The organism is Peribacillus sp. YIM B13481, assembly GCF_042787985.1.
Taxonomy (GTDB): Bacteria; Bacillota; Bacilli; order Bacillales; family DSM-1321; genus Peribacillus; species Peribacillus simplex_A.
Window position 1 is genome coordinate 1 of the sequence record NZ_JBHZPE010000040.1, and the last position, 23097, is coordinate 23097.

General features: G+C 37.4%; 20 protein-coding genes, 2 pseudogenes and 1 riboswitch. Of the genes and pseudogenes, 18 read left to right on the forward strand and 4 right to left on the reverse strand.

Going from position 1 to position 23097, the window contains the following annotated elements:
* From ACFX4X_RS19085 to ACFX4X_RS19130, 10 genes and pseudogenes are all read left to right on the forward strand, one after another.
* Positions 1–465, forward strand: a pseudogene (locus tag ACFX4X_RS19085) (transposase); the annotation flags it as partial.
* A gap of 579 nt (positions 466–1044) precedes the next feature.
* Positions 1045–2292: a nucleotidyltransferase domain-containing protein gene (locus ACFX4X_RS19090; RefSeq protein ID WP_377385358.1), complete on the forward strand. Its 1248-nt coding sequence runs from the start codon at positions 1045–1047 to the stop codon at positions 2290–2292.
* A 1310-nt stretch (positions 2293–3602) separates the two neighbouring features.
* Positions 3603–3803, forward strand: a pseudogene (locus ACFX4X_RS19095) (asparagine synthetase B); the annotation flags it as partial.
* 109 nt (positions 3804–3912) lie between these two features.
* Positions 3913–5850 (forward strand): asparagine synthase-related protein, encoded by a 1938-nt coding sequence (locus tag ACFX4X_RS19100; protein WP_377385361.1) that lies wholly within the window; start codon positions 3913–3915, stop codon positions 5848–5850.
* Between the two features lie 78 nt (positions 5851–5928).
* Positions 5929–6054, forward strand: coding sequence for a paeninodin family lasso peptide (locus ACFX4X_RS19105; RefSeq protein WP_141521422.1), 126 nt, complete (start codon positions 5929–5931; stop codon positions 6052–6054).
* A gap of 99 nt (positions 6055–6153) precedes the next feature.
* Entirely contained in the window at positions 6154–7092 is a 939-nt protein-coding gene (locus tag ACFX4X_RS19110; protein ID WP_377385364.1) for a phosphoenolpyruvate carboxykinase (ATP), read from the forward strand.
* Positions 7086–7391, forward strand: coding sequence for a lasso peptide biosynthesis PqqD family chaperone (locus ACFX4X_RS19115; RefSeq protein ID WP_377385444.1), 306 nt, complete (start codon positions 7086–7088; stop codon positions 7389–7391). Before ACFX4X_RS19110 ends, ACFX4X_RS19115 begins: the two co-directional genes overlap by 7 nt.
* Before the next feature lie 31 nt (positions 7392–7422).
* Positions 7423–7905: a lasso peptide biosynthesis B2 protein gene (locus ACFX4X_RS19120; RefSeq protein WP_377385367.1), complete on the forward strand. Its 483-nt coding sequence runs from the start codon at positions 7423–7425 to the stop codon at positions 7903–7905.
* 260 nt (positions 7906–8165) lie between these two features.
* Positions 8166–9965: an ABC transporter ATP-binding protein gene (locus ACFX4X_RS19125; RefSeq protein WP_377385370.1), complete on the forward strand. Its 1800-nt coding sequence runs from the start codon at positions 8166–8168 to the stop codon at positions 9963–9965.
* A 437-nt stretch (positions 9966–10402) separates the two neighbouring features.
* A riboswitch (cyclic di-GMP riboswitch) is annotated at positions 10403–10484 on the forward strand.
* A gap of 18 nt (positions 10485–10502) precedes the next feature.
* Positions 10503–10631, forward strand: coding sequence for an anti-repressor SinI family protein (locus ACFX4X_RS19130; RefSeq protein WP_377385373.1), 129 nt, complete (start codon positions 10503–10505; stop codon positions 10629–10631).
* Positions 10632–11039: 408 nt separating this feature from the next.
* On the opposite strand, the gene purF is transcribed toward ACFX4X_RS19130, so the two are convergent.
* Positions 11040–12410: an amidophosphoribosyltransferase gene (gene purF / locus ACFX4X_RS19135; RefSeq protein ID WP_125162179.1), complete on the reverse strand. Its 1371-nt coding sequence runs from the start codon at positions 12408–12410 to the stop codon at positions 11040–11042.
* 353 nt (positions 12411–12763) lie between these two features.
* Between purF and ACFX4X_RS19140 the strand changes: the two genes are divergently transcribed.
* From ACFX4X_RS19140 to ACFX4X_RS19155, 4 genes are all read left to right on the forward strand, one after another.
* On the forward strand, positions 12764–12898 hold the full coding sequence (locus tag ACFX4X_RS19140; protein WP_377385376.1) for a hypothetical protein: 135 nt from the start codon (positions 12764–12766) through the stop codon (positions 12896–12898).
* A gap of 275 nt (positions 12899–13173) precedes the next feature.
* A complete protein-coding gene (locus ACFX4X_RS19145) occupies positions 13174–13329 on the forward strand; it encodes a YwzD family small protein (RefSeq protein WP_377385379.1) in 156 nt (51 codons plus the stop codon).
* Positions 13326–13811, forward strand: a complete 486-nt coding sequence (locus ACFX4X_RS19150) for a VanZ family protein (RefSeq protein ID WP_377385382.1) — start codon at positions 13326–13328, stop codon at positions 13809–13811. Before ACFX4X_RS19145 ends, ACFX4X_RS19150 begins: the two co-directional genes overlap by 4 nt.
* Before the next feature lie 107 nt (positions 13812–13918).
* On the forward strand, positions 13919–14377 hold the full coding sequence (locus ACFX4X_RS19155) for a hypothetical protein (RefSeq protein WP_377385385.1): 459 nt from the start codon (positions 13919–13921) through the stop codon (positions 14375–14377).
* A gap of 464 nt (positions 14378–14841) precedes the next feature.
* Here the strand turns inward: ACFX4X_RS19155 and tagU are convergent, their stop codons facing one another.
* Positions 14842–15771 carry a polyisoprenyl-teichoic acid--peptidoglycan teichoic acid transferase TagU gene (tagU, locus tag ACFX4X_RS19160; protein ID WP_377385388.1) on the reverse strand — a complete coding sequence of 310 codons (930 nt, stop codon included), beginning with the start codon at positions 15769–15771 and terminating at the stop codon, positions 14842–14844.
* Positions 15772–15925: 154 nt separating this feature from the next.
* Between tagU and ACFX4X_RS19165 the strand changes: the two genes are divergently transcribed.
* The 4 genes from ACFX4X_RS19165 (at position 15926) to ACFX4X_RS19180 (ending at position 20278) form a co-directional block, all read left to right on the forward strand.
* On the forward strand, positions 15926–16714 hold the full coding sequence (locus ACFX4X_RS19165; RefSeq protein WP_377385391.1) for a hypothetical protein: 789 nt from the start codon (positions 15926–15928) through the stop codon (positions 16712–16714).
* 3 nt (positions 16715–16717) lie between these two features.
* Positions 16718–17095 (forward strand): GntR family transcriptional regulator, encoded by a 378-nt coding sequence (locus tag ACFX4X_RS19170; protein ID WP_377385394.1) that lies wholly within the window; start codon positions 16718–16720, stop codon positions 17093–17095.
* A complete protein-coding gene (locus ACFX4X_RS19175) occupies positions 17092–17775 on the forward strand; it encodes an ABC transporter ATP-binding protein (RefSeq protein ID WP_377385397.1) in 684 nt (227 codons plus the stop codon). Before ACFX4X_RS19170 ends, ACFX4X_RS19175 begins: the two co-directional genes overlap by 4 nt.
* 1855 nt (positions 17776–19630) lie before the next feature.
* Positions 19631–20278: a DUF2642 domain-containing protein gene (locus ACFX4X_RS19180; RefSeq protein WP_377385400.1), complete on the forward strand. Its 648-nt coding sequence runs from the start codon at positions 19631–19633 to the stop codon at positions 20276–20278.
* Between the two features lie 28 nt (positions 20279–20306).
* Here the strand turns inward: ACFX4X_RS19180 and ACFX4X_RS19185 are convergent, their stop codons facing one another.
* A complete protein-coding gene (locus ACFX4X_RS19185; RefSeq protein WP_377385402.1) occupies positions 20307–21578 on the reverse strand; it encodes a replication-associated recombination protein A in 1272 nt (423 codons plus the stop codon).
* Positions 21579–21764: 186 nt separating this feature from the next.
* Positions 21765–22745, reverse strand: coding sequence for a nuclease-related domain-containing protein (locus tag ACFX4X_RS19190; RefSeq protein ID WP_377385405.1), 981 nt, complete (start codon positions 22743–22745; stop codon positions 21765–21767).
* Positions 22746–23097: the final 352 nt, after the last annotated feature.

The window sequence follows — 23097 nt, forward strand, 5'->3', positions numbered from 1 at the left end:
ATATTACGTATATCCACACGTTAAAAGACGGATGGTGTTATTTAGCTTCGGTATTGGACCTTCATTCTAAGAAAATAATAGGGTATTCCTTTTCACGTTCTATGACGACAGAACTGGTCATAAAAGCTTTCAATAACGCTCACTTTTCACACAAGCCCTCGGAGGGATTAGTTCTTCATACGGATCTTGGCTCACAATATACAAGCAGTGAGTTTACCCAACTTATCCAAAACCATCATATTAAGCAATCCTTTAGTCAGAAAGGTTTCCCGTACGATAATGCCTGTATAGAATCCTTCATGCCCTTTTAAAAAAGGAAGAAGTCAACTACGTACAATATCTAGACTATCAAACAGCTAAATTAGCAATGTTCCAATTATTGAAGGGTGGTGAAAAAGAATTCACAGTAGCTTGGGCTATCCAACCCCACATGCCATTGAAGATCGGATTAGGAATACAGCCTAAGATAACTTTTTTGTGTCCAAAATATTGAGTCAAATCCAAAATGAACATTCTCGTTTGTACTTGTTCCCATTAGATTAAATCTTGTCTTTTTGCATCTTGAGAAAATGTACAATACCCCTTAATAGAGGTGTATTGTAATCCTACTTTTTTAATAAATAATCAATCTAGGGTGAACGCCGGACTGAATGTCCCCTCTTATAAGAAAGTTTTGAATTCCATTATCTGTGATTTCATCAACAATCCAGTTTCGGCAATCTATAATAATTGTAAGGACTTAACTAAAATGTGCACATGAAACTATACTAATTCCAATTCACTCCTTATCATATTTTAAACATGACAATGCTTGAGAAAGAGTTAAATTGTTTTTACTTAACGAATTGGTTTTGTGAATGTTCCATTTTTTATAAAATTTTGTAAATATTTATTGACTGCATCTATTATCATGCTAGTATTAGTATAAGTATAGGACTTAAGAATTATGTTATAACTTTTTGGTCTTATTTTCAAATGGATTATTTTTAACTGCCTAAATTTGGAGATAATTAATCAGTAATAAATCTTTTCAGGGAGAAGATAATGGATAACAATTTTAAGTTGGATTTGAGAACACTACCAAAAGAATTTAGCTTTTTATTAGAAATATTAAAAATGGAAAATGAGGATTGCTTACGGTTAATCAATAACGAATTGCTTATAAACATCGATTGGGAGAAATTCCTCGATTTAGCAATTCACCATAGGGTGTACCCATTAATATACTCGAAGTTAAAAAAGATAGATGAAAATTTGGTACCTTCAGAAGTAATTAAATCTTTGTATCTTGAATATAAAAAAAATACGTTTCAAATGTTACATTTAAGTGGTGAAATGGAAAAAATAAGTAAAATTTTTAACGAAAATCAAATTCGTATGCTTTTTTTAAAAGGTCCGGTAGTTGCAGCCGATCTGTACGGAGATATTTCACTTAGAACTTCCAAAGATTTAGATATTTTGATTCCTATAACCGATTTGGAAAGAGCTACAGAACTTCTTTTGAATTTGGGTTATGAGAAAGTAAAGCTTGCACCTTTTGAAATATGGAAATGGAGGAATCACCATGAAACATACATCCATCCCCAAAAAAAGATAAATATTGAAATACATTGGGGACTACATCCACGTCCTACTATAGAACCAAGCTTTAATGATTTGTGGGAGCGAAAAAGAATTAGTAGCCTAACAAATTATCCTATTTACTTTCTGGGGAAAATGGATTTGTATTTATATCTTATAGCTCATGGTGCTCGTCATGGTTGGTTTCGTCTACGTTGGTTGTCGGATATTGACCAAATTATTAGAAAAAGGATTAATTTAGAAAAAGAAAATGCAATAAAGGGGAATTACGAACAGTACCATTTGGGAAAACAAGCATCTCTTTTAGAAGGGCAGGCTCTTATTTTAACTTCACAGCTATTAAATACTCCAATTAACGAAGAGAATAAAATATTAACAGAAGGTAAGCGTTCAAGAAAATTGGCGCAAAACGCATTATATTACATAAGGGAAATGACACCAGTATACTCAGCCTTATCCGAAGATGAATCACCTAAATATTTTAAGCGAAATCTATTATCATTAAAGTCAAATTTGCAAAAAAGTTTCTTCATTAATCGTTATCTATTTGCATCTAAATCACAACTTCAAAGGTTTTTTTATATTTTGAATTTATTTTATCCGAAATCTGCGGATGTTGAAACATTAGTATTGCCAAATTACCTGCACTTTTTATATTTTCCATTAAGGCCCTTTTTATGGATGTGGAGAAAATTAGTTAAACATACATAAATATTGAATAAATTAAAAAGTATACATCATAAAAAATATTTTAAATCAGTAGTACCCATCTGTAGGAAAAAAGATGGGTGCTTTTTTTTCAAAAGATTTATAGTATCCATTTAAAAGAAGAAAATCGTATCGAGCGAAAAGTTGTTTTTGAATATTTATAGAAAATAATAAATAAATATACTGCAATTTGGTACATACGGTAATTTCCAAATTCAGCTTTGGGTATCAAGCCTTATAGGTAGTTGGAAACCAAATATAATTAGAGCTTAAGACTTAACTTTTTGTGTCCAAATTATGGACTTAATTCCACAGGTTGAGCACTTGTTGCTATATTAGTATAAACAGTATAGATATTTTTGTTTTCCATTATATAACTTATTTTATTCTGAAGATAATTTTACCGGATTGTGGTTAATGTATTGTATTTACGATGTCGAAATTATCTCCTCAAGTGATGGATTATTTGTTTTCTGAAACATTAAGGAGTAAGGAAAAAAGATGAATAATATGTAATGAGATTTATAAGTACATAAAATTACTTAAGAAGGAAATTTGTCTATCAAGAGAATGTAAATAGCATTTAATCTTGAACAAAAGGTTGTAGAATACTGAAGAATTACAAGTCTCTTAAAATCGAGGTGATTATAATCCTACTGAATCTGTGAAGATAAAAAGTGGCTTTTTAGATATTTATATGCAGATAAAAAGTTATTGACATAGGCATAAATAGATGGTAAATTTAGCTTATGTAATTCGTTATAAAGAACAAATTGTTCGTAGAAACAGTTAGATTGACCGGTTTGTTTCTTATGAAAAGGACGCTAGTCAGGAGATATATAAACACAAAACCATTTAATACATAAAAAAGCAACGCTTGTTGATATATGGATTATTAGGTTTTTTTATCGTGATTTGAAAATTGAAGTCTATTATCAAAAATAAATTTTCTATTAAAGGAAGATATTAATATTATTCATTATTATGTTAACAGGGTTTATGAAGAAAGGATGAATTTTAATGCCTTTATTTCACATGAGAGAAATATGGACACCCTTAAAATTAGTTGGGGTTAAGTTTTTTAAATCAGATGATAGTAGTATTTTCATAAAGGTTTTTAATCACCATCGAAGAAAGATAAAGTAATATGTTTTAAATAATATAGGACTTGTAACTCAGTGGGTATCCAAAAAAACATTGGGTACTTTTAACTTGTAATACTACTACTTTAATTTAATAGAAATCTAGAATGAGAAGAATATAATACTACTCTATAAATTTTATATACATAACAATATAAGCAGGAGGAAAACATAAGCGCTATCATTGGTATTTGTCAGATAAATGAAGAGCCGGTAAATTTCCAGCATTGTCATATTTTAATGGCTGCTTTAAAGAAATATCCGGCCGACTCTATTCAAACCTGGCATTCAGAAAAGATTTTTCTTGGGTGTCACGCTAAATGGATTACTCCTGAATCTATGGGCGAACAGCTCCCATTTAATAATTACGAATGCAAATTTTTCCAATATTTAATGATTAATTTAAAAATTAGATTAAACAAAGTATGTCAAAACAATAGTCACTGTATTAATGGTAAAACTAAAATAGCAGGTGAAAAGAATGAGCGCAATCGCCGGATTATATCACTTAAATGAAGAACCGATAAATCTCCAGTATGGAGAGATTTTAATGAAGTCTTTAGAAAAATTTCCTGCTGATTGTATCAAGATATGGCATGATGATCATACTTTTCTTGGATGTCATGCTCAGTGGCTTACAAATGAGTCGGTAAATGAACAGTTACCTTTTTATGATTATGAAAGACAAATGGCGATAACAGCCGATGCAATCATTGATAATAGAGAGGAATTGTTTGATAAACTATGTATTAAAAAAGTAGATAGAAATAACCTATCGGATAGTCAAGTCATTCTACTAAGTTATCTAAAATGGGGTGAAGAAACTCCTAAGCATTTAATCGGTGACTTTGCATTTATGATTTGGGATCAGAAAAAAAGAAAGTTATTTGGGGCAAGAGATTTCGCAGGGAGTAGAACGCTATATTATCACAAAAGCCATGAGAAATTTGCTTTTTGTACAACTATTGAACCTCTTCTTAAATTACCATATATCGAAAAAAAACTGAATGAGCAGTGGTTAGCGGAGTTTTTAGCAATTCCAGGGATGAATGATACGGTAGATCCCTTTTTAACCGCCTATAATAAAATTGAACAAGTACCGCCCGCTCATACTATATCAATAGTAGATAATAAAGTAATGATTTCGAGATATTGTACGGTAGGAGATAGTGATAAATTGCACTTGAAATCAAATTCCGATTATGAAGAGGCTTTTAGGGAAGTTTTTCAAAAAGCAGTGACTTCGAGATTACGGACACATCGTAAAGTGGGAGCTAATTTAAGTGGTGGATTGGATTCAGGGTCTGTTGTCAGCTTTGCTGCAAATACTCTCCTAAACCAAGACAAAAAATTATATACCTTTAGCTCTATCCCTATTGATGAATTTGATGATTGGACCCCAAAACAACGATTAGCAGATGAGAGGCCACTTATTAAATCTACAGTTAATCATGTTGGAAATATCAATGCTAAGTATTTAAAGTTTGAAGGCCAAAGCTCATTATCAGTAGTAGATGATTGGCTAGAAATAATGGAAATGCCCTATAAGTTTTTTGAAAATTCCGTCTGGGTGAAGGGGATATATGAAGAGGCTAACAAGCTTGGAATAGGAGTATTGTTAAACGGTGCAAGGGGAAATTTTTCAATTTCTTGGGGACCGACTTTTGATTACTATGCCTTATTATTAAGAAAAATGAGATGGATCCGCCTATATCATGAAGTAAATTCTTATAGCAAAAATATGGGAGTAAAAAGATCGAGAGTAATGAAAGTGATTGGAAAAAAGGCTTATCCTTTTCATCCTAATACCAAAGCAAATAATCAAGATGATTCGCCACTATTAATTAATGATGATTTTGCTCGGAGAACTAAAGTTTTTTCAAAACTAGAGGAACAAGGAATCAATATAATGGGCGTTAATCCTACAAATATTAATGATATTAGGAAAAATCACTTTGGTTATCTGAATATGTGGAATACAACGGGAACAAGTGGAACTAAATTATCCTTGCAGTATTCATTACAGGGACATGACCCTACGAATGATTTACGAGTTATTCAATTTTGTTTATCCCTTCCTTTTGAACAATTTGTGCAGAATGGTGTAGATCGATCACTCATTAGACGATCCACAAAAGGGTATTTGCCTGATGACATTAGATTAAACCAGAAAACTCGGGGAGTTCAGGGTGCAGATACCATTGCTAGAATGCTCCCAAACTGGAATGTATTTATTGGTGAGGTGGAACAGCTTAGTCAGGATCCGTTTATAGCTAATTTTTTGAATATGGGAGCAATTAAGAAGGCACTTAACAAGTTTCGCACAGAACCCCAGCCTAATGTTGCCTTTGATTCTGAATTTAGAATTTTAATGAGAGGTTTAATTGTTTATCGTTTTCTTAAAAAGCTATGTTTATGATGATGGTTGAAAAAATAGAATCAACCATATAGTTTAACAGAGCCTATTAAATAACCTCATTGAAGGGAGGTGACAAAAATGAAAAAAGAATGGCAAACTCCAAAATTAGAAGTACTTAACATTAACATGACTATGGGAGGTCCTGGTATAACCATCCCTGATGGTGTGCAGAATGATCCAGATGAAATGGTTCACCATAGTTAATTAAAGATTTGATTGTTTTCCCCTAGTAATAACTGCCCTTATACAATTTTTAAGGTATAAGGGCTTTGATTAATTTTTCTAGTATATGGAGTGAAAGAGATGGTAGAGATTGTACAAAATTTAGGTTATAGAGCTTTCGGATTGAACCTTTTTAGTGATATACTCCTTCCTGAAGTACCCAGACTCGGAATTTCCAAGGACATGACCGATGTGGAAATTGAATACGGGGATTTATCAGAGCTTTGGGAGAAGCAAGTTCTTTTGCCAAAACAAAAATATGTTGTTGAGGATCATATGGTTATGTTTCAAGTTCCCGGCATTGCCATATTTAAGATTCAAGAAGGAAAGAAAATTACCGTTTCACCTATATCAAATTCTGATGAGGATCATATTCGACTATATATTCTTGGAACATGTATGGGGATTATCTTACTTCAGAAAAAAGTGATACCTTTACATGGAAGTGCAGTAAATATCAATGGGAAGGCATATGCGTTCGTTGGTGATTCAGGAGCTGGAAAATCAACACTTGCTGCCGCTTTTTTAAAAGAAGGATTTCAACTTTTAAGTGATGATGTTATCCCTGTTTCTCTATCAAAAGACAATAAACCCTTTATAACTCCCTCATATCCACAACAAAAACTATGGCAAGAAAGTTTACAAGCTTTTGGAATAGAAAAGAAAGGTTACCAGCCTTTATTTGAAAGGGAAACAAAGTTTGCTGTACCAGTTACGTCTAGTTTTTCAAATGAACCTTTACCATTAAGCACTGTATTTGAATTAGTAAAAACAGAGCATGGAGAAGTTACACTACAAAAAATAAATCAACTAGAACGTTTCCGAACTTTATTCTGTCATACATATCGTAATTTTCTAGTCCCACGATTAGGCTTAATGGAGTGGCATTTTATGGAGTCGGTAAATATTTTAAATAAAATCCATATGTATCAATTGCATCGGCCTAACACAGGATTTACAGTCAATAATCTTGTATCTCAAATATTAGAAAATATAAACGAGGAGGATTCTTTATTTTGAAAACACAACAAATTTCTTTAGAAAAAGCAATTGTACAAAGGGAGGGTAACATCGCAAGTGACATGGACGGAGAAAAAGTGATGTTAAGTGTTCACAAAGGAAAGTATTATAATTTAGGAACATTAGGTGGTGAGATATGGGATCTAATGAAGGAGCCCATTACGATTCGTGAGTTAGTAACAACCTTACAGTCTCAATATGATGTAGCTCAAACCGAGTGTGAGGAACAAGTCACGGACTTTATAAATCAATTGTTAGAGCAAGGCCTAGTTAAAATAGAAGATAGCATTAATTCCTAGTATCATGAATTACTAGCTCTAGGAGGAAACAATGAATATCACAAAGAAAGCGCGGAATTTTCTTCGATTGAACTTTAAAACAAAGCTGCTGCTTATTGAGGCCTTTTTACATTTAGGTAGAGCCCGTTATCTTAAGAGTATTCCATTTTCAAAAGTTGCTCCTTCACTAGGTGAACAAATGAAAGAGACATCATATACCTCCAATTCATCGAATAAAGAGGTTTTAGCCAGTATATCGCGAGCTATTCATATTATGAGTCGCTATACTTTTTGGGAAAGCCAATGCCTTGTAATGGCAATTGCTGGTATGAGAATGCTGGAGAAAAGAAATATAGATAGTACTCTTTATTTAGGTACAGCTAAAGATGAGAATGGAGAACTCATTGCACATGCTTGGTTACGTAGCGGTCCTTTTTATATAACTGGTGCTGAAGTGATGGATAGGTTCACGGTCGTTTCTAAATTCGCTAAAGAGAACAGTATTGAAAAGCTGAAAGAACAAGAATCTAGTTAACGTCCTCGATACCTATTTTAAGAGGGGGGACGTTTAACACGATTTTCTCCGGAAACGGATTTATAATAGAGAGTATATAAATTCTACGAATCACCAACCCCCACTCGGATTCTATTTTATCCATTACGTAGAAGTTCTTATTAACCTATAATGTGCCCCAATACCTTTCCTTCAAATGTCGTAATTAAGCAATAAAGCAATATGCATTGTAGACATTCGGGATAACAAAGAAACAAGCTCTGTGATAGGAGGATATGGTTTTGAAGCATCTCTTGCATTTTATCAAGCGGATACATGATTATTCAGGGAAAATTCTTTATATCAATCTTATTTGTATGATTTTAATAGGTTTATTAGAGGGTGTAGGAATTTTCTTATTAATCCCGTTGATTGGAATGACCGGTATTTTAGATATTAGTACAGTGGAAGTTCCTTTTTTAAGTTGGGTTAATGAATTATTCTTAGGAATTCCTGAAACGATTAGTCTTTTATTGATATTGGGAGTTTACGTGTTATTAATGGTTGGACAAAGTATTTTTAAGCGGAATCAAACAATCTTAGGAGTGAAAATCCAACAGGGTTTTGTCAGGCAGTTAAGGGATGAGGCGTATGGCAGTCTGCTGCAAGTAAATTGGGGATTTTACCTGAAAAAGAGGAAATCTGATATCATCAACATCATGACAAATGAAACCTTCAAAGTGAGTGCGGGTATTAATTTAGTCTTACAGTTTTTATCTTCTATTATTTTTACTTTCATTCAAATCGGTATAGCATTTTATTTATCTGTTCCAATGACGAGCTTTATAATAGCCTTTGGGTTGATCCTTATTTTTTCGTCCCGGAAATTTGTGAAAAAGTCTCAGTCTATAGGAAAGGAAACCTTTCAGTTAACACAAACATATTTAGCGGGTATGACAGATCACCTTAACGGAATGAAAGATATCAAAAGTAATTCACTAGAGGAATCTCATTTGAATTGGTTTCTTTCTTTAAGTGAAAGAATGGAAAAAAACAGAATCAAGTTAACGACGTTAAATACAACTTCCCAAATGATCTTCAAAATCGTATCTTCACTTTTAATTGCCATTTTTGTGTTTTTTTCGATAAAGATGTTCATGGCCCAGCCAGCACAATTAATGCTGATCATGGTTATTTTCTCAAGGTTATGGCCAAGGTTCACTAGCATTCAATCTAATTTAGAGCAAATAGGATCTACGCTTCCATCTTTTAAAGCATTGTCGGATTTACAAAACGAATGTAGAGTTGCGAGAGAGTTATATGAATCCGATTATAAAAATATCAAGCCTATTGAAATTAAACGAGGGTTAGATTGTCGTAATGTGTATTTTAGTTATGATCAAAGTGAGAGTACGTATGCCCTTAAAAATATAAACGTACACATTCCCTCTAACCGGATGACGGCTATTGTAGGGCGATCGGGTGCCGGAAAAAGCACCTTAATAGATATTTTAATGGGGTTAAATCAACCTAATAAGGGTGAAGTCAGAATAGATGATAATCCCCTTACAAATGACCGCTTATTATCGTTGCGGAGGTCCATAAGTTATATTCCACAGGATCCATTTCTCTTTAATGCAACAATAAGGGAAAATTTGCTGATCATTGACCCTGATGCAAGTGATGAATCCATATGGGAGTCTTTGGAATTTGCTGCAGCCGCGGATTTTGTCAGAAAGCTTCCTCAAGGCTTGGATACTCTCATAGGTGATCGAGGTGTCCGCCTGTCAGGAGGAGAAAGGCAGCGTCTAGTACTGGCCAGAGCGATTCTGCGCAAACCAGCCATCCTTGTTTTGGATGAAGCAACAAGTGCACTGGATACCGAGAACGAAGCAAAGATTCAATCCGCTATTGAAAGATTAAAAGGGAAAATGACCATCATTGTAATAGCTCATCGATTATCGACGATTCGCAATGCCGATCAAGTGTTGGTCATGGATCAGGGAGAAATTATTCAGGTCGGTGAATATAACCAATTAGCGAGTGAAAAAAGAGGGATGTTTAGCAATTTATTAGGGATCCAAATGGAATCAAGTGTGTAAACTCTAAAATATATAATAAACAGTCAGGTTACAGCCATATTATGGTTTGTAATGCTGGCTTTTTTTCTTAGGGAAAATTAATTAAAACTGAATCATTTTATTACTAGTAAAGCCAATTGATTCGAAATATTATTCCGGTATAGGAAATATAAGTTAATTATAGGAATATATCTCTATTGTTTTTATAAAAGTGTTTTAAAGTAAGCACATTTTACCTGAGTTTATATATTGCAATGTCACTTTTTGAAGAATAATGTGGAAAAATGACATAAAAAAACGAATAATATTATGAGCAATTGTTACGTTTTTAAGTATAATTAACAGTAATATAGTATTATAGTAGGGGAATTTTTTTGAGGACATGATGGTTGAGCGCCATCGAAACAGACAATCAAAAAGTTTTTTTCAATAGATTTATTAAAAATGAAAGAATATATTCTTGAGAAAAGCAAACCTATTGAAAAGTAGGGACGCAAAATTACAGGTCTAAGGCTATGCTAAGACGGCTGTGTTACCACAAATGGGGCGGGATTTGTCATGAAAGCAAAAAATGAATTAGAAGAATGGGTTTATTTAATTTTAGAGGCTAAAGACTTAGGATTATCCATTGAAGATGTGCGGGAGTTCATCTTAGGTAATAGAGATAAAAAGTTCATTATGGGTTAATAAATATTTACTTTAGGGAAGACTGATATTCAGTCTTTTTTTTATGGACTTTTTTACCAAAAAACACATGAAAGGGTATCCTGAACAATGAATCATGGACACAATAATAAAATGCAACTTAAATGAGAGGGATTTTTATTATGGATGGACCTGCAAATATTATGATGGGAATCATATGGGGAACCTTATTCAGTCTGCCCTTATGGTTGTCATTTTTCGGTTGGATAAAAATTATATTGAACTTTATAAGATAAGAAATTAAAGACTCGGAATAAAAAGATACACTCATTGGTGATCGAGGAGTTCGACTGTCAGGAGGGGAAATATAGCGCGGGTTTAATATTAGGAAAATGGAGTTTTAGGCATCACACAAAGACAGTTGTGTTTGTGTGATGCCTGCCATATCCTTCAAATATCAGTTGGGTAAGCCCCACTAAAACAGGCTATACAGCGACTGCTAGTTTCTCCAAGATCTACATCTACTGCCTCTAATAACCCTTCGGTGCTTAAAAAGGCTAATGAATCTGCCCCGATAACCTGTCCCATCGCTCGTTCGTGTTCGTGTTTGTTGGCAAATAGTTCTTCCTTAGTTGGCATATCCACTCCATAAAAACAAGGGTTTCTAACCATAGGTGAACTAATTCTTACATGGACTTCCTTGGCACCTGCTTGCCGAATCAATTGGACAATGCGCTTGCTTGTCGTTCCCCTAACAATCGAATCATCGACTAATACCACCCTTTTTCCTTCCAAAATTTCTTGCACAGCGCTTAATTTCAGTCGAACAGCTAAGTCGCGCAATTCTTGCGTGGGCTCAATGAATGAACGACCAGCATAAGGGTTTTTAATAATCCCCATTTCATATGGAATTCCTGATTGTTGGGAGAAACCAATGGCGGCAGGGACGCTTGATTCGGGAACTGCAACGACGACATCAGCCTGTGTCGGATGTTCTTTTGCCAGAATTTGACCTAATTCCTTTCGGATTGCTAAGACACTTCTTCCTTGAATGACGCTATCTGGACGGGCAAAATAGACAAATTCAAAGGAGCAAAGGGAAACCTTTCCTTTTTCCGCAAATCTTCCAGTTTGAATTCCATTTTCATCTATAAGAAGCCATTCACCCGGTTCAACTTCCCGCCAGAACTTAGCATCAACCGCATTTAAAGCGCATGTTTCTGAGGAGGCGATGATTGATTCGCCAATTTTCCCAAGGCTAAGCGGACGTAACCCATGACGATCCAAGGCGATTAGTATTTGTTTTTCAGTCATTATAATCAAGGCAAATGAACCGTCGATACGTTTAAGCATATCAGGTGCGGCTTGGGCGAAATGCTTTTTACTTGAACGAGCTATTAAGTGAGCAATTATTTCAGTATCGGTTGTTGTTTGAAAGATGCTTCCCTGCTGTTGTAACACATCCCGTTCTATCCTTGCATTTACGAGGTTGCCATTATGAGCAACAGCCAAGTCCCCCTCGCTATATTTAAAAACGAGGGGTTGTGCGTTTTGCAGTAAACTTTCACCAGAAGTTGAATATCGTACATGGCCAATGGCCATATTTCCGCTTAGTCCATCAAGGATGTCCCGTGAAAATACTTGGGTTACTAATCCCATGCCCCTGTGACTCCTGAATGATTTTCCATCACTAGCCACAATTCCTGCACTCTCCTGACCACGGTGTTGAAGTGAATGAAGTCCGTAATAAGTTAATTCGGCTGCTTTGGGGTGATTAAACACCCCAAATACCCCGCATTTCTCCTGCATTTCTGAATTCATTTTTTCTCTTCCTCTCGTTGATATCATTTTTGTTATTTTTTGCAAAGGGTGATTTTCTATCCTTTTTATTTACTAATCGGTAAATGGATATGGTTTGAACAAATTGCAGCCCAAAAAACAGTTCTATGAACAGGTAGGGATAATTGCTTTGCATTAAGAATGAATACCTAGGAATAAAAGACTTGTTGGTAGAATGGAATATTTTAATTAAGGTACTTTGTATGATAAACTATATAGTTAATAATACCTAAATGTTTTTGGTTGTATGCCGATATAACTATAGAGATCAAGCGAAGGGACTTCGCGGAAGGCGATGTCAGATAGCTGCCATCAAAATAAAAGGAGATTATTTGATGACAAAAAACAAATTCATTACGTTCGAGGAAGTTTATGAAAAGAAACAGAGAAGCAAGAAAATTTTTATCGGGGCTTATATTTCCATTACTTTCGTATTGATTTCATTGATGACTTATTTAATGGGGCAATAATAGCGGGTATCGAAGGGGCTGAGGAATCGCCCCTTTTTTTGTTTTTTTTCATTTGGATCTTACACCAAATGAACTGCATGTATTCAACTGCTGATTTTAATATTCCGTCAGTTATGAACTTTTTGTGATCATTTCTTTAAAAATTCAGATTTTACCCTTTTGTAGATTAATTCCGCTTGCCAATCACCACTTTATATGTGATTATCAAATAAAAAGAGCTATATTCCTTATTTTTGAAAAAAAGGATTAGGACAACAGTATGAAGTGGTGGCTCAATGATATTGGAGTGGAACATTCAAATGGATTTTTTTGATATTTTAAAAGACACTTTTGCCAAGGGAGAGTCTGGGCAGGATGTTACTGTAAATGAACTTGTGGACGAGATTAAGGAAAAATTAAGCGGGATCATGGAAGAACCTGATAGTATATGATCCGTAGATACTACGTCCCGGGTTTGCTCGTTTTATGGGCGATGGTCATCTTCTTTTTTTCCTCGCAAACGTATGAGGAGCAAAGCATTTCCCCTTTATTAGCGCAGTTCAATACGCCGTATTGGTATGATAGATTAAGCGGCATTTCATTCATGTATGGTGGCGTTGAAGTGAGTGCCCAAACAGCAGGGGTGAATGGTTTTCTGGAGTTTTTCCTTCGGAAGGGTGCCCATCTTTTTATCTTTTTTGTGTTTGGATTATTGACATATGGTGTTTGGCGCCGTTTTGTGAAGAATCCTGTTCTTTCGTTTCCAGGCGCTTTTTTATGCATCCTTTTTTATGCGAGTGCTGACGAGCTGCATCAAAAACTAACGGGTGGCCGAACTCCCTTGTGGCAGGATGTCATGCTGGACACGTTTGGCGGTTTGCTGGGAATTTTCTTTTTTCTTTTCTTTTATCGTTGGAGAAGTCCTAGAATCTGAGAGATCATTTCACATAAACTTAAGGGGCATGTCTAACAACATGCTTCTTTTTTATCGTTTTCCCCTATATATATAAATGAAAGATAACCTGTGAGGGTGATTGATGAGTGAGAAGACAAAATAAGATTCCACTGGGAGCATTGGCGATTATTCTCCTGGCATTGGCTGCAGGGGCTTGGATCATTTTTCTTTGGCCGAGCGGTTCAAAAAGCGTGGTGGAAGATTTTTATGAGTATGAAAGCGAAGCGGAGTTCGGGAAGTCCTGGGATTTGTTAAGTTCTGAAATGAAGCTGCGGTTTCCGAATCGGGCAGCTTATGTGCAAAATCGCTCTCATGTGTTTTTACAGCATATGGATGTGGAGACCTTTCAGTATGATGTAGGCCAAGTTAAGAAAGTGAAGAACTGGAGTCTGGATAAGGATGGAAGGGTGCATAAAACGGCCTTTAAAATTCCAGTTACACAGGTCTTCAATTCTCGTTTTGGGGTGTTTACATTGGAACAGGATTGCTACGTCGTTAAAGAAAAAGGCGAATGGCGTTTGTTATGGAATTATCAGTTTGAATAGATTCCTCTCCTTTTTCAGGCACAAGTTCGTTTTAGTGAAAAGGGAGAGGCGATGCTCTCGTATAATGATTCCAATAGGTCTACTTATCATGAAACATATTTCATTCTTGAGCGATCACTGATGGCTTTCAGAATAAACATTTTGTCCTGTGTGCTTAGCATAGCCCAGCTGCCTGCTTTGATTTTCAATTAAATCCACTCCTTTTGTTTAGGATTATTTATTATGGTTGATGAATGATGGTTGATGGAATTCCGGGTCCAAAGAATAATAGTGTCAAGTGATGAAAGGGGCAAGGGGAAATGTAAGTATCAGCTCCTACTAGATTATACCGTTTTTTCATGCCTAATAAACAACAAAAATTCCAACAAATCTCTACAATTGGTGTTCGTTTTTTGTCAGATTATTGGACGGTGAAAATGAAAAAGCTGTCGGGTTGCAGGCCCGGACAGCTTTTTCATTTTTTCTTATTTGATGGATAATTGTTCTTTTAATTCGGATTGAACCTTTTCTTTTTCCTCATCCGACACAATATAGTAGTAGATTCCGTCGATTTTCGTTCCTTTGCCATTTATGGATGATTGGGTAATGCTTTTGCTAGCGTCCCTGTAGTTCTTTTGGATGTCCATCATGTCATCAAACGTCAAATTCGTCTGGATATTATTGCCCAGTGCGTCGAAGACATCATTGTATTTCGTCAGAGAGGAAACGCTCGCACCCTCCCTGATGACAGCCTCAATGATGGAACGTTGTCTGGACTGACGACCAAAATCACCATTCGGATCATCATGCCTCATTCGTGAATAGGCTAAGGCTTCTTTCCCATTAAGAGTATGCGAACCTTTCGCAAAATGAATGCCATCGGAGGTGAAGTCCAAATCGTTTTGAACAGTCACGCCGCCGACTGCGTCAACGATATCCTTAAATCCTTCCATATTGATCTTCATATAATAGTCGATCGGGATATCGAGGAAGTTCTCAACAGTATCCATGGACATCTTTGCGCCGCCGAAGGCAAACGCATGGTTGATTTTATCCTGTGTACCATGACCGACGATCTCGGTCCGTGTATCACGCGGAATGCTTAGCATTTTGACTGACTTCTTTTGTGGATTGACCGTCAAGACGATCATTGTATCTGAACGACCTTTGTCGCCATCACGTTCATCGACACCGAGCATGAGCATCGAGAAGGGCTCCTGATCCGATAGTGCTAGGTCTTTTGTTCGTTTATCCGTGTTACGGTCTATGGGTGTATGCATTGATTCAACGGTTTTAGTTAGAGCATTCCACATGGAGTAGGCTAACGCTCCCCCTGCTAATATGAAAAGTAGGACAATTATACCGACTACCTTCAGCCATGTCCGTTTCTTTTTCGTCTTTTTTTCATGTCTCATATTTTACTTCCTTCCTCTTATTGTAACCACTTCATCTATTATATTTAAATTCACTATAAAAGAATAGTATATTTTGTTATTTTATAATACTTTTGACATAGATCAGTGTAACTGTGTACTATGTAACTAGGACAATAATGAAGGGGTTGGGACGTTGAATTCGTTTAAAGGTTTAATGATAAAGGAGTGGCTGATCGGGAAATCCACACTTCTCTGGCTATTGGTTGCACAGGTTGGCTTAGTGGTTATTGCTTTATTGGCATCCAGGTATTTGGAAGTTGCAGGTCTTTTTTATATGTGCACATGGATAATCATGTTCTTACAACCATTTATTATGTTCTCTTTGATTTTTGGATGTTTGAATTATGAGGGGAAGACGCAGTTGTGGATTCATAACCCCCAGTCTGCGGCGATGCTGCTTGGAAGTAAATTATTGTCAAGTGTGCTGTTTCAGGTGGTTTCAATTTTATTTGCCTGCTGTTTAGTTTTTGTGGCTTTTAGGGTTCCGACCAGTTATTTTCAGCCAGACGTTCAGATGGAAAATATTTTGGAATTAATAGGCTTGTTAGAGATAGGCGGGGTTATGACGGCGGTCAGTATTGTCATTGCCGTGCTAATGATGTTTTTATGGGTAGTGTATCATGCACTCGCAAGGATTCAGCTTATTAAAAATATTCGTTGGCTGATTGTGTCGCTTCTGTTTATAGGAATGGTTTTGGTGAAAAATTGGGTTGGAAATACCGAGACATATAAGAAACTGGATGATCTATGGGCTGTACCTGCTTTTAACGGTTCGTCGTTTAGCTTATCTCAAGCCAAGTTGGAGTTTTATCTAGAAGGTAGAGGGAATATTTCGCTTTTGACAAGTGGGTTGGATGTTATCGCATTAGTGATATTGTTCCTCGCTTCATGTTGGCTCTTGGACCGAAAGATTGAGGTGTAAAGGATGTCAGAGGATTTTCATGCTTCAAAACCGATTTATTTACAGGTTGCCGATCGAATTTGTTATTCAATTGTACGGGGTGAGGTAAAGAGTGGGGATAAGCTGCCATCGGTCCGCGAAATGGCTGTCGAGATGGGTGTCAATCCGAATACGATCCAGCGTACTTATACCGAGATTGAGAGGGATGGAATTGTGGAGACGAGAAGGGGGCAAGGTACATTCGTTAAAAATGATCCGGTACTGATTGCATCATTGCGTACCCGGATTCAAACGGAAGTTATCGAGACATTCGTTGAAAATATGATAGAAATCGGCTTGTCGAGAGAAGAAATGCTGACAGCGGTACAGCAATTTCTGAAGAAGCAGGGGGATGCAAAATGACGGTTGAGCTGCATGATGTAACGAAAAAGTATGGAAGCATTACTGCCCTTGATGGTGTTTCACTCACGTTTGAAGTGGGGAAGATATATGGGGTGCTGGGGGCCAATGGCAGCGGTAAGTCAACATTGCTCAAACTGATTGCCGGACTCGCGAAACCGGATCATGGAGAGGTGACGGTCGATAGGGTGCCGGTAAGCAGGAGGACGGCTTCTGTTGTTTCTTATCTGTCAGAGCTTGATTTTTTCTATACCAATTTTACCGCAGGTCAGTATATTGATTTTCATGCGTCGCAATTTGCTGATTTTAATCTGGATAAGGCAATTGAAATGCTGGCATTCATGAAATTGGATGTCCGGAAGAAGGTCGGTACGATGTCGAAAGGTAATCGGGGACGGCTTAAATTAGTGCTGACCCTGTCCCGGGAGGCACCGGTCGTGCTATTGGATGAACCATTCTCAGGGTTGGACGTTATGGTTCGGGAGTCGATAGTACGGAGCTTGCTGTCTTATATCGATTTTGAAAGGCAAGTGGTTATCATGGCCACTCATGAAATCGAGAAAATCCTTGATGAGGTGATCGTGATCAAGGATGGTAAGGCCATTGGAAAGGAAGAAGCTGAGGATCTCCGCGAAAACGGTGGGAAATCGGTAATCGGGTGGCTAAAGGAAAAACATAGGTAAATGTCATGCTCCAAATTTCGATTTGGAGTATTCTTTTTTTTTTCCTGACAGACTTTCAGGTTATGAGGGAGTGCAAGTCTGTTTTGCAAATGGGAGGTATATAAAGATCTATTGGCTGCTTCCAAGGATCCTTTTCAATTCTGCTGATCGAGATGAATTTGCCGTCACCCAGTGTCAATGGAAGCGTTTGGCTCAGCAGTAGAGGGGAAATGACGGAATTATTAAGTAACTTGGAAGAAAGGCCATTTCGTTCAATAAGGTAAATGATGAAGTAACTCCGGGGAAAATTCCGGAGTTTTTTTATTAAAAAGGAAGGCCCTTTTTAATAGTTGAATAGAATGGAAAGAGTTTTTTCATAACATTTTTCTAGGCGTACGACGATTTACTACAAAATGGGTGATTAGCAGAGTCCGTATTAGAAAGAAGGCGCATATATATGCAGTACGGATATCACTAAAGTATAAATAACTATTGGAGGCTAAAGGAAAAATGGAAGAGACTGTTGGTTTACCGTACCTTGAAGCTTTAACAGGGAAATTTGTGAGGGCGTTTAAAGGCGGGCCTGATTCTAGAGAAGGCAAGCTTTTAACAGTTCAGAGCGATTATATCGTGATTCAAACAGAACAAAATCAACTCGTATATTTCGCCATCGAGCATTTGAAAATTGTTGTGGGGAATGCGAAAAAATCTCAACTTGATTTATGTTCGATCAACGAAGAAGAAACAGTTTATCCAGCAAATTTTTTAGGTATGCTGGAATCACTTCAAACTAGCATCATTCAAGTGAATGGCGGCGGTCCGGCATCAAAAGTTGGCCAGGTTGTAGATGTAAAAGAGGAATTTTTAGTTTTATCCAGTGAGAATGACGGGCTAGTTCTATACCCGATTTCCCATATTAAAAGTGTAACAGTGCTGGAGCTGGCGGACAATGAGCTATTGCCTCAATTTGGTGACGGTACAGAAACAATTAACGGCTTACTATCGCAGTTAGTCCACAATTGGGTATCCGTCAGTGCTGGAGGACCTAATAAAGTTGAGGGCATCCTGATGGAAGTTACTGACAGCCACCTTATCGTTGTTCATCATGAAGAATTATTTTATGTGACAACGGATCATGTCCAATTCGTAGTTATAACTGTGCAGGTAAATGAAAATTGCGAAGCAGAAGCAGAAGGTGAAAACTCTGCAAATGGAGGCTCTTCAGCTGGAGGTTCGTCAAAAGGAAGCAGTTCAAGCGGTTCATCAGACAAAAGCAGCAGTTCATCAGACGAAAGCAGCAGTTCATCAGACGAAAGCAGCAGTTCATCAGACGAAAGCAGCAGTTCATCAGACGAAAGCAGCAGTTCNACGAAAGCAGCAGTTCATCAGACGAAAGCAGCAGTTCATCAGACGAAAGCAGCAGTTCATCAGACGAAAGCAGCAGTTCATCAGACGAAAGCAGCAGTTCTTCTGTTGAAAGCAGCAGCTCATTCATTGAAAGCTCTTCAAGCAGTTCATCAAATGGAGGTTTAGGGAGACTTCGGGGACCTCGAGTAAATACGTTCAAGCAAATATGGATTGAGAACTTAATCAAAGCAACATCCCAAAACCCACGGTAAAAGAAATACCAAACAGGTACAGCAACCAATATGGAGTTGTTGTGCCTTCTTATGGAAAGTGGACATGCCGCTTTTGCCCATGATGGAAGATGTTTCATTCTATAAAAATTTTTAATGACGATTTTATCAGTTCAAATGCTATTTGGAACTGACAAAAAAGTGGCCAAGCAACCATTATGACAGGTAACCTGGTTTCAAGTTGGAACAAAGCATACTGTTTGGTTTGATTGATTTCAATAGAAAGGAGGAAGCAACGCTTGTTATCAAAACATATAGGTCAGTATATGGAACTTGAGCTTGCAGGGAATATACATGAAGCGGGGATTTTAATTGAAGCAAGCTCGGACATCATCGTCTTGTATACTGGAAAAGTGTACCGTTACATTCCATTCAGGCACATTAAGAATTTTTCCTTTCCAATGATCGAAGAGGAGTTTGGGTCGGGAGGAGAGCCGGAGATCGAAGAGACATCGTTCCGAAAATTGTTGATGAATGCGAAGGGGAGGTTCGTTGAAATCCTGCTCACGAAAAAACACTCGGTTCATGGCTATATCGTGGGAATCATGAATAACTATTTCGTCTTTTATTCGCCTGTATTTAAAACGATGTTCATCTCGATGGATCATTTGAAGTGGCTTTCGGTTACAAATGATGAAAAAGGCCCTTACGGTTTGAATAAATCAGAGCAACTGGCACAGGTCTCATCTTTAAGCTGGGCCAGGACATTGGAGGAACAGATGAAAAGGCTGACCAATAAACTGGTGGTGCTCGACTTAGGTATGCATCCGAAGAATATTGGTAAGGTCAGTACGGTGAAAGATGGCATCATTGAGATGGTGAATGCACATGGGGAGGCGGTCATTGTCAATATGAGACATGTCAAAAGCTTTCATTTCCCACAATAAAAAACTCCGAGTCTAAAGCGATCCGGAGTTATTTCTTTTTCTCGATATTTTCATAGACCGATGCCAGGGCTTGTTCAAATTTCCCGCTCTTTTTCGGTTTGTAATATTTTTTGCTGCGCAGTTTATCCGGTAAGTATTGCTGCTTCACCCAGCCATTCTCGTAGTCATGCGGATAAAGGTAACCGATGCCGCGTCCGAGATCTGTGGCTCCTTTGTAATGGGCATCCTTAAGATGGTCCGGTACATCTCCGCTATGGCCGCTGCGAATGTCGGAAAGCGCTGCATCAATTGCGACAATGGCCGTGTTCGATTTAGGTGACAGGCATAACTCGACCACTGAGTTGGCAAGTGGAATCCGGGCTTCAGGAAAACCGAGCCTTTCAGCGGCTTCGACTGCAGCAAGGGCCCTAGGACCAGCCTGAGGATTGGCAAGACCTATATCTTCATAGGCAATGACCACCATGCGGCGGGCAATGCTGACAAGATCGCCGGCTTCGACCAAGCGCCCCAAATAATGAAGGGCTGCATTCACATCACTTCCGCGAATTGATTTTTGGAAAGCCGACAGAACATCATAATGGGCATCTCCATCCTTATCATGTGAGAAGCTTTTTTTCTGCATGCATTCTTCGGCAATTTGCAGATCTATATGAATCGTTCCGGACTCATCGGGTTCAGTGGAAATGACGGCGAGCTCAAGAGCGTTAAGGGCACTGCGGACATCTCCGTTTGAAGCAGTCGCAAAATGCGTAAGGGCATCAAAGCCGACCTCTGTTTTATATTGACCAAGTCCACGCTCTTCATCATGAAGTGCACGTTCCAGGGCTTTTGTGATATCGCTGATTTCTAATGATTTGAGCTCGAAAATCTGGCACCGGCTGCGGATTGCCGGATTGATTGCATGATAAGGATTACTAGTCGTCGCGCCAATTAAGGTAATCATCCCGTTTTCGAGATAAGGCAATAGGAAATCCTGTTTCGCTTTATCAAGGCGATGGACCTCGTCAAGCAGCAAAATCACTTTACCAGACATCTTCGCTTCAGCAGCGACAATCTCCATATCTTTCTTATTATTGGTTACCGCGTTCAGCGTCCGGAAGGCAAACTTCGTGCTTCCGGCAATCGCACTTGCAATCGATGTCTTGCCAATTCCCGGCGGACCATACAGAATCATGGAAGAAAGCTGCTTAGCCTTCACCATCCTTGCGATAATTTTCCCTTCACCGACCAGATGCTCCTGCCCGATGATCTCATCAATCGATCGAGGCCGCATCCGGAAAGCAAGCGGTTTAATATTCATTGCGCACCTCTCCTTTTAATATAAAGGTATCACAACTTATGGGGAAAATGCGCTGATTATGCTGTGAATGCAGTTGAATTAGTATTTAATGCGCCCTTCAGGCAGCTAATTCGTCCTTCAGGAAAATAATTCGTCCTACAGTGAAATAATTCGTCCTACAGGAAAATAATTCGTCCTTCACACCAATTAATTCGTCCTATCCTCAATAATCGAACGTAAAAAGTAAACTCTTCCTTTGGTGTTGCCGGAATGATGTAATTTTAATGAAGTTAATAACTTTTTTGCACTTGATGGAGATTTGAGTTGGAGGAATTGCCGGAATTCGCTGTTGGTAATGGTAGGTTTAACGAGGAATACATAATCCTGAAGAGCGGAGATGTGGGCATCATGGGAAGAATGCAAGCATGTACGGCAAATCCACTTTCTTAATCGTCTCTCCATAGAAAATGCATAACATTTATGGCAGTATACTCCGGTTTGAAGGGCGGTAAGAGAGATTCCATAACTTTCCAAAAGATTTGGGATATAAGGTGTATGTTCGTCGAGCAATATAGTAGATATTCTTTTCATATTTTTAGTTGAAAGGATTTTCTTTTTATATTTTTCTTTGAATTCTGCAATTTTTATAAGAATACTATCTTTACGTATCACTTTTCTATGAATATCTCTGTTCTCAGCTCGTATTATCGTTGATGAATTGGCGCTGACGACTAATGTTTCTACTGGGAGATTGATGATTTTTTTAAATTTCAACCATTCAACTAGCTGTTGGCGCTGCCGGTTCACTTGCAGAATTGGATCATCAAAAGCTTCTGTTTTTCCATCTGGATTTGTACGGATAAGTTGATTGAATGTGTTGTCGAAATAGATTTCACCAGCCATGTTTTTCACTTCAATAATTAATAGAAAATAAGAAGTGAGAATAAGGATGTCGATTTGGAAGGGGAAGGGTGATCCAATTAGACGGAGGTCATGAAAAACTAGATACTCTTTTTCAGGAAGGGCATTTAGAGAGGATAAGACTCTATATTCCCCACTATATCCAGCTTTGATTTTTTTGATGTCTGAGTTTAATATCGGTTGCTTAGCATGATCAGGTGGTAAGCGTCTCATTAGAGCTTCTATCATATATACTTTTAAAGGTATCTCACATTCTTTCATCATCATAGTAACCACTCCTTATTAATAGAAATATTCTCTATTAATGATAGGTTTCCTGTATTTTTAGTAAAAGTAAATGTGTCAAAGAACAGAACTTAAAAAATGTACGTTGTCTTACAAAGAAGTTAATTCGGCCAAAATGCGGGATAATTCGTTCTTGGCGTAAGACAATTCGTCCTTGATAGATATAATTCGTCCTTGGCGTAAGTTAATTCGTCCTTGGCACTGGATAATCCGTCTTTTAACAATATATTCCCTACCTCTCCAATTAGGATAATTTGACAAATGAAGGGAGGTTGAATGCATTTCTGGCGGGAATATGCTATAATTTCAAAAGAATTTAGAAACGGATAAATAA

Excerpts from the sequence above, each read along its gene's own strand:
- ACFX4X_RS19145 (WP_377385379.1), top strand. The coding sequence starts at position 13,174 with ATGATATTGGAGTGGAACATTCAAATGGATTTTTTTGATATTTTAAAA.
- ACFX4X_RS19185 (WP_377385402.1), bottom strand. The coding sequence starts at position 21,578 with ATGAATATTAAACCGCTTGCTTTCCGGATGCGGCCTCGATCGATTGAT.
- ACFX4X_RS19110 (WP_377385364.1), top strand. The coding sequence starts at position 6,154 with ATGGTAGAGATTGTACAAAATTTAGGTTATAGAGCTTTCGGATTGAAC.
- ACFX4X_RS19170 (WP_377385394.1), top strand. The coding sequence starts at position 16,718 with ATGTCAGAGGATTTTCATGCTTCAAAACCGATTTATTTACAGGTTGCC.
- ACFX4X_RS19190 (WP_377385405.1), bottom strand. The coding sequence starts at position 22,745 with ATGATGATGAAAGAATGTGAGATACCTTTAAAAGTATATATGATAGAA.
- ACFX4X_RS19130 (WP_377385373.1), top strand. The coding sequence starts at position 10,503 with ATGAAAGCAAAAAATGAATTAGAAGAATGGGTTTATTTAATTTTAGAG.
- ACFX4X_RS19140 (WP_377385376.1), top strand. The coding sequence starts at position 12,764 with ATGACAAAAAACAAATTCATTACGTTCGAGGAAGTTTATGAAAAGAAA.
- ACFX4X_RS19090 (WP_377385358.1), top strand. The coding sequence starts at position 1,045 with ATGGATAACAATTTTAAGTTGGATTTGAGAACACTACCAAAAGAATTT.
- ACFX4X_RS19100 (WP_377385361.1), top strand. The coding sequence starts at position 3,913 with ATGAGCGCAATCGCCGGATTATATCACTTAAATGAAGAACCGATAAAT.
- purF (WP_125162179.1), bottom strand. The coding sequence starts at position 12,410 with ATGAATTCAGAAATGCAGGAGAAATGCGGGGTATTTGGGGTGTTTAAT.
- tagU (WP_377385388.1), bottom strand. The coding sequence starts at position 15,771 with ATGAGACATGAAAAAAAGACGAAAAAGAAACGGACATGGCTGAAGGTA.
- ACFX4X_RS19175 (WP_377385397.1), top strand. The coding sequence starts at position 17,092 with ATGACGGTTGAGCTGCATGATGTAACGAAAAAGTATGGAAGCATTACT.
- ACFX4X_RS19105 (WP_141521422.1), top strand. The coding sequence starts at position 5,929 with ATGAAAAAAGAATGGCAAACTCCAAAATTAGAAGTACTTAACATTAAC.
- ACFX4X_RS19120 (WP_377385367.1), top strand. The coding sequence starts at position 7,423 with ATGAATATCACAAAGAAAGCGCGGAATTTTCTTCGATTGAACTTTAAA.
- ACFX4X_RS19150 (WP_377385382.1), top strand. The coding sequence starts at position 13,326 with ATGATCCGTAGATACTACGTCCCGGGTTTGCTCGTTTTATGGGCGATG.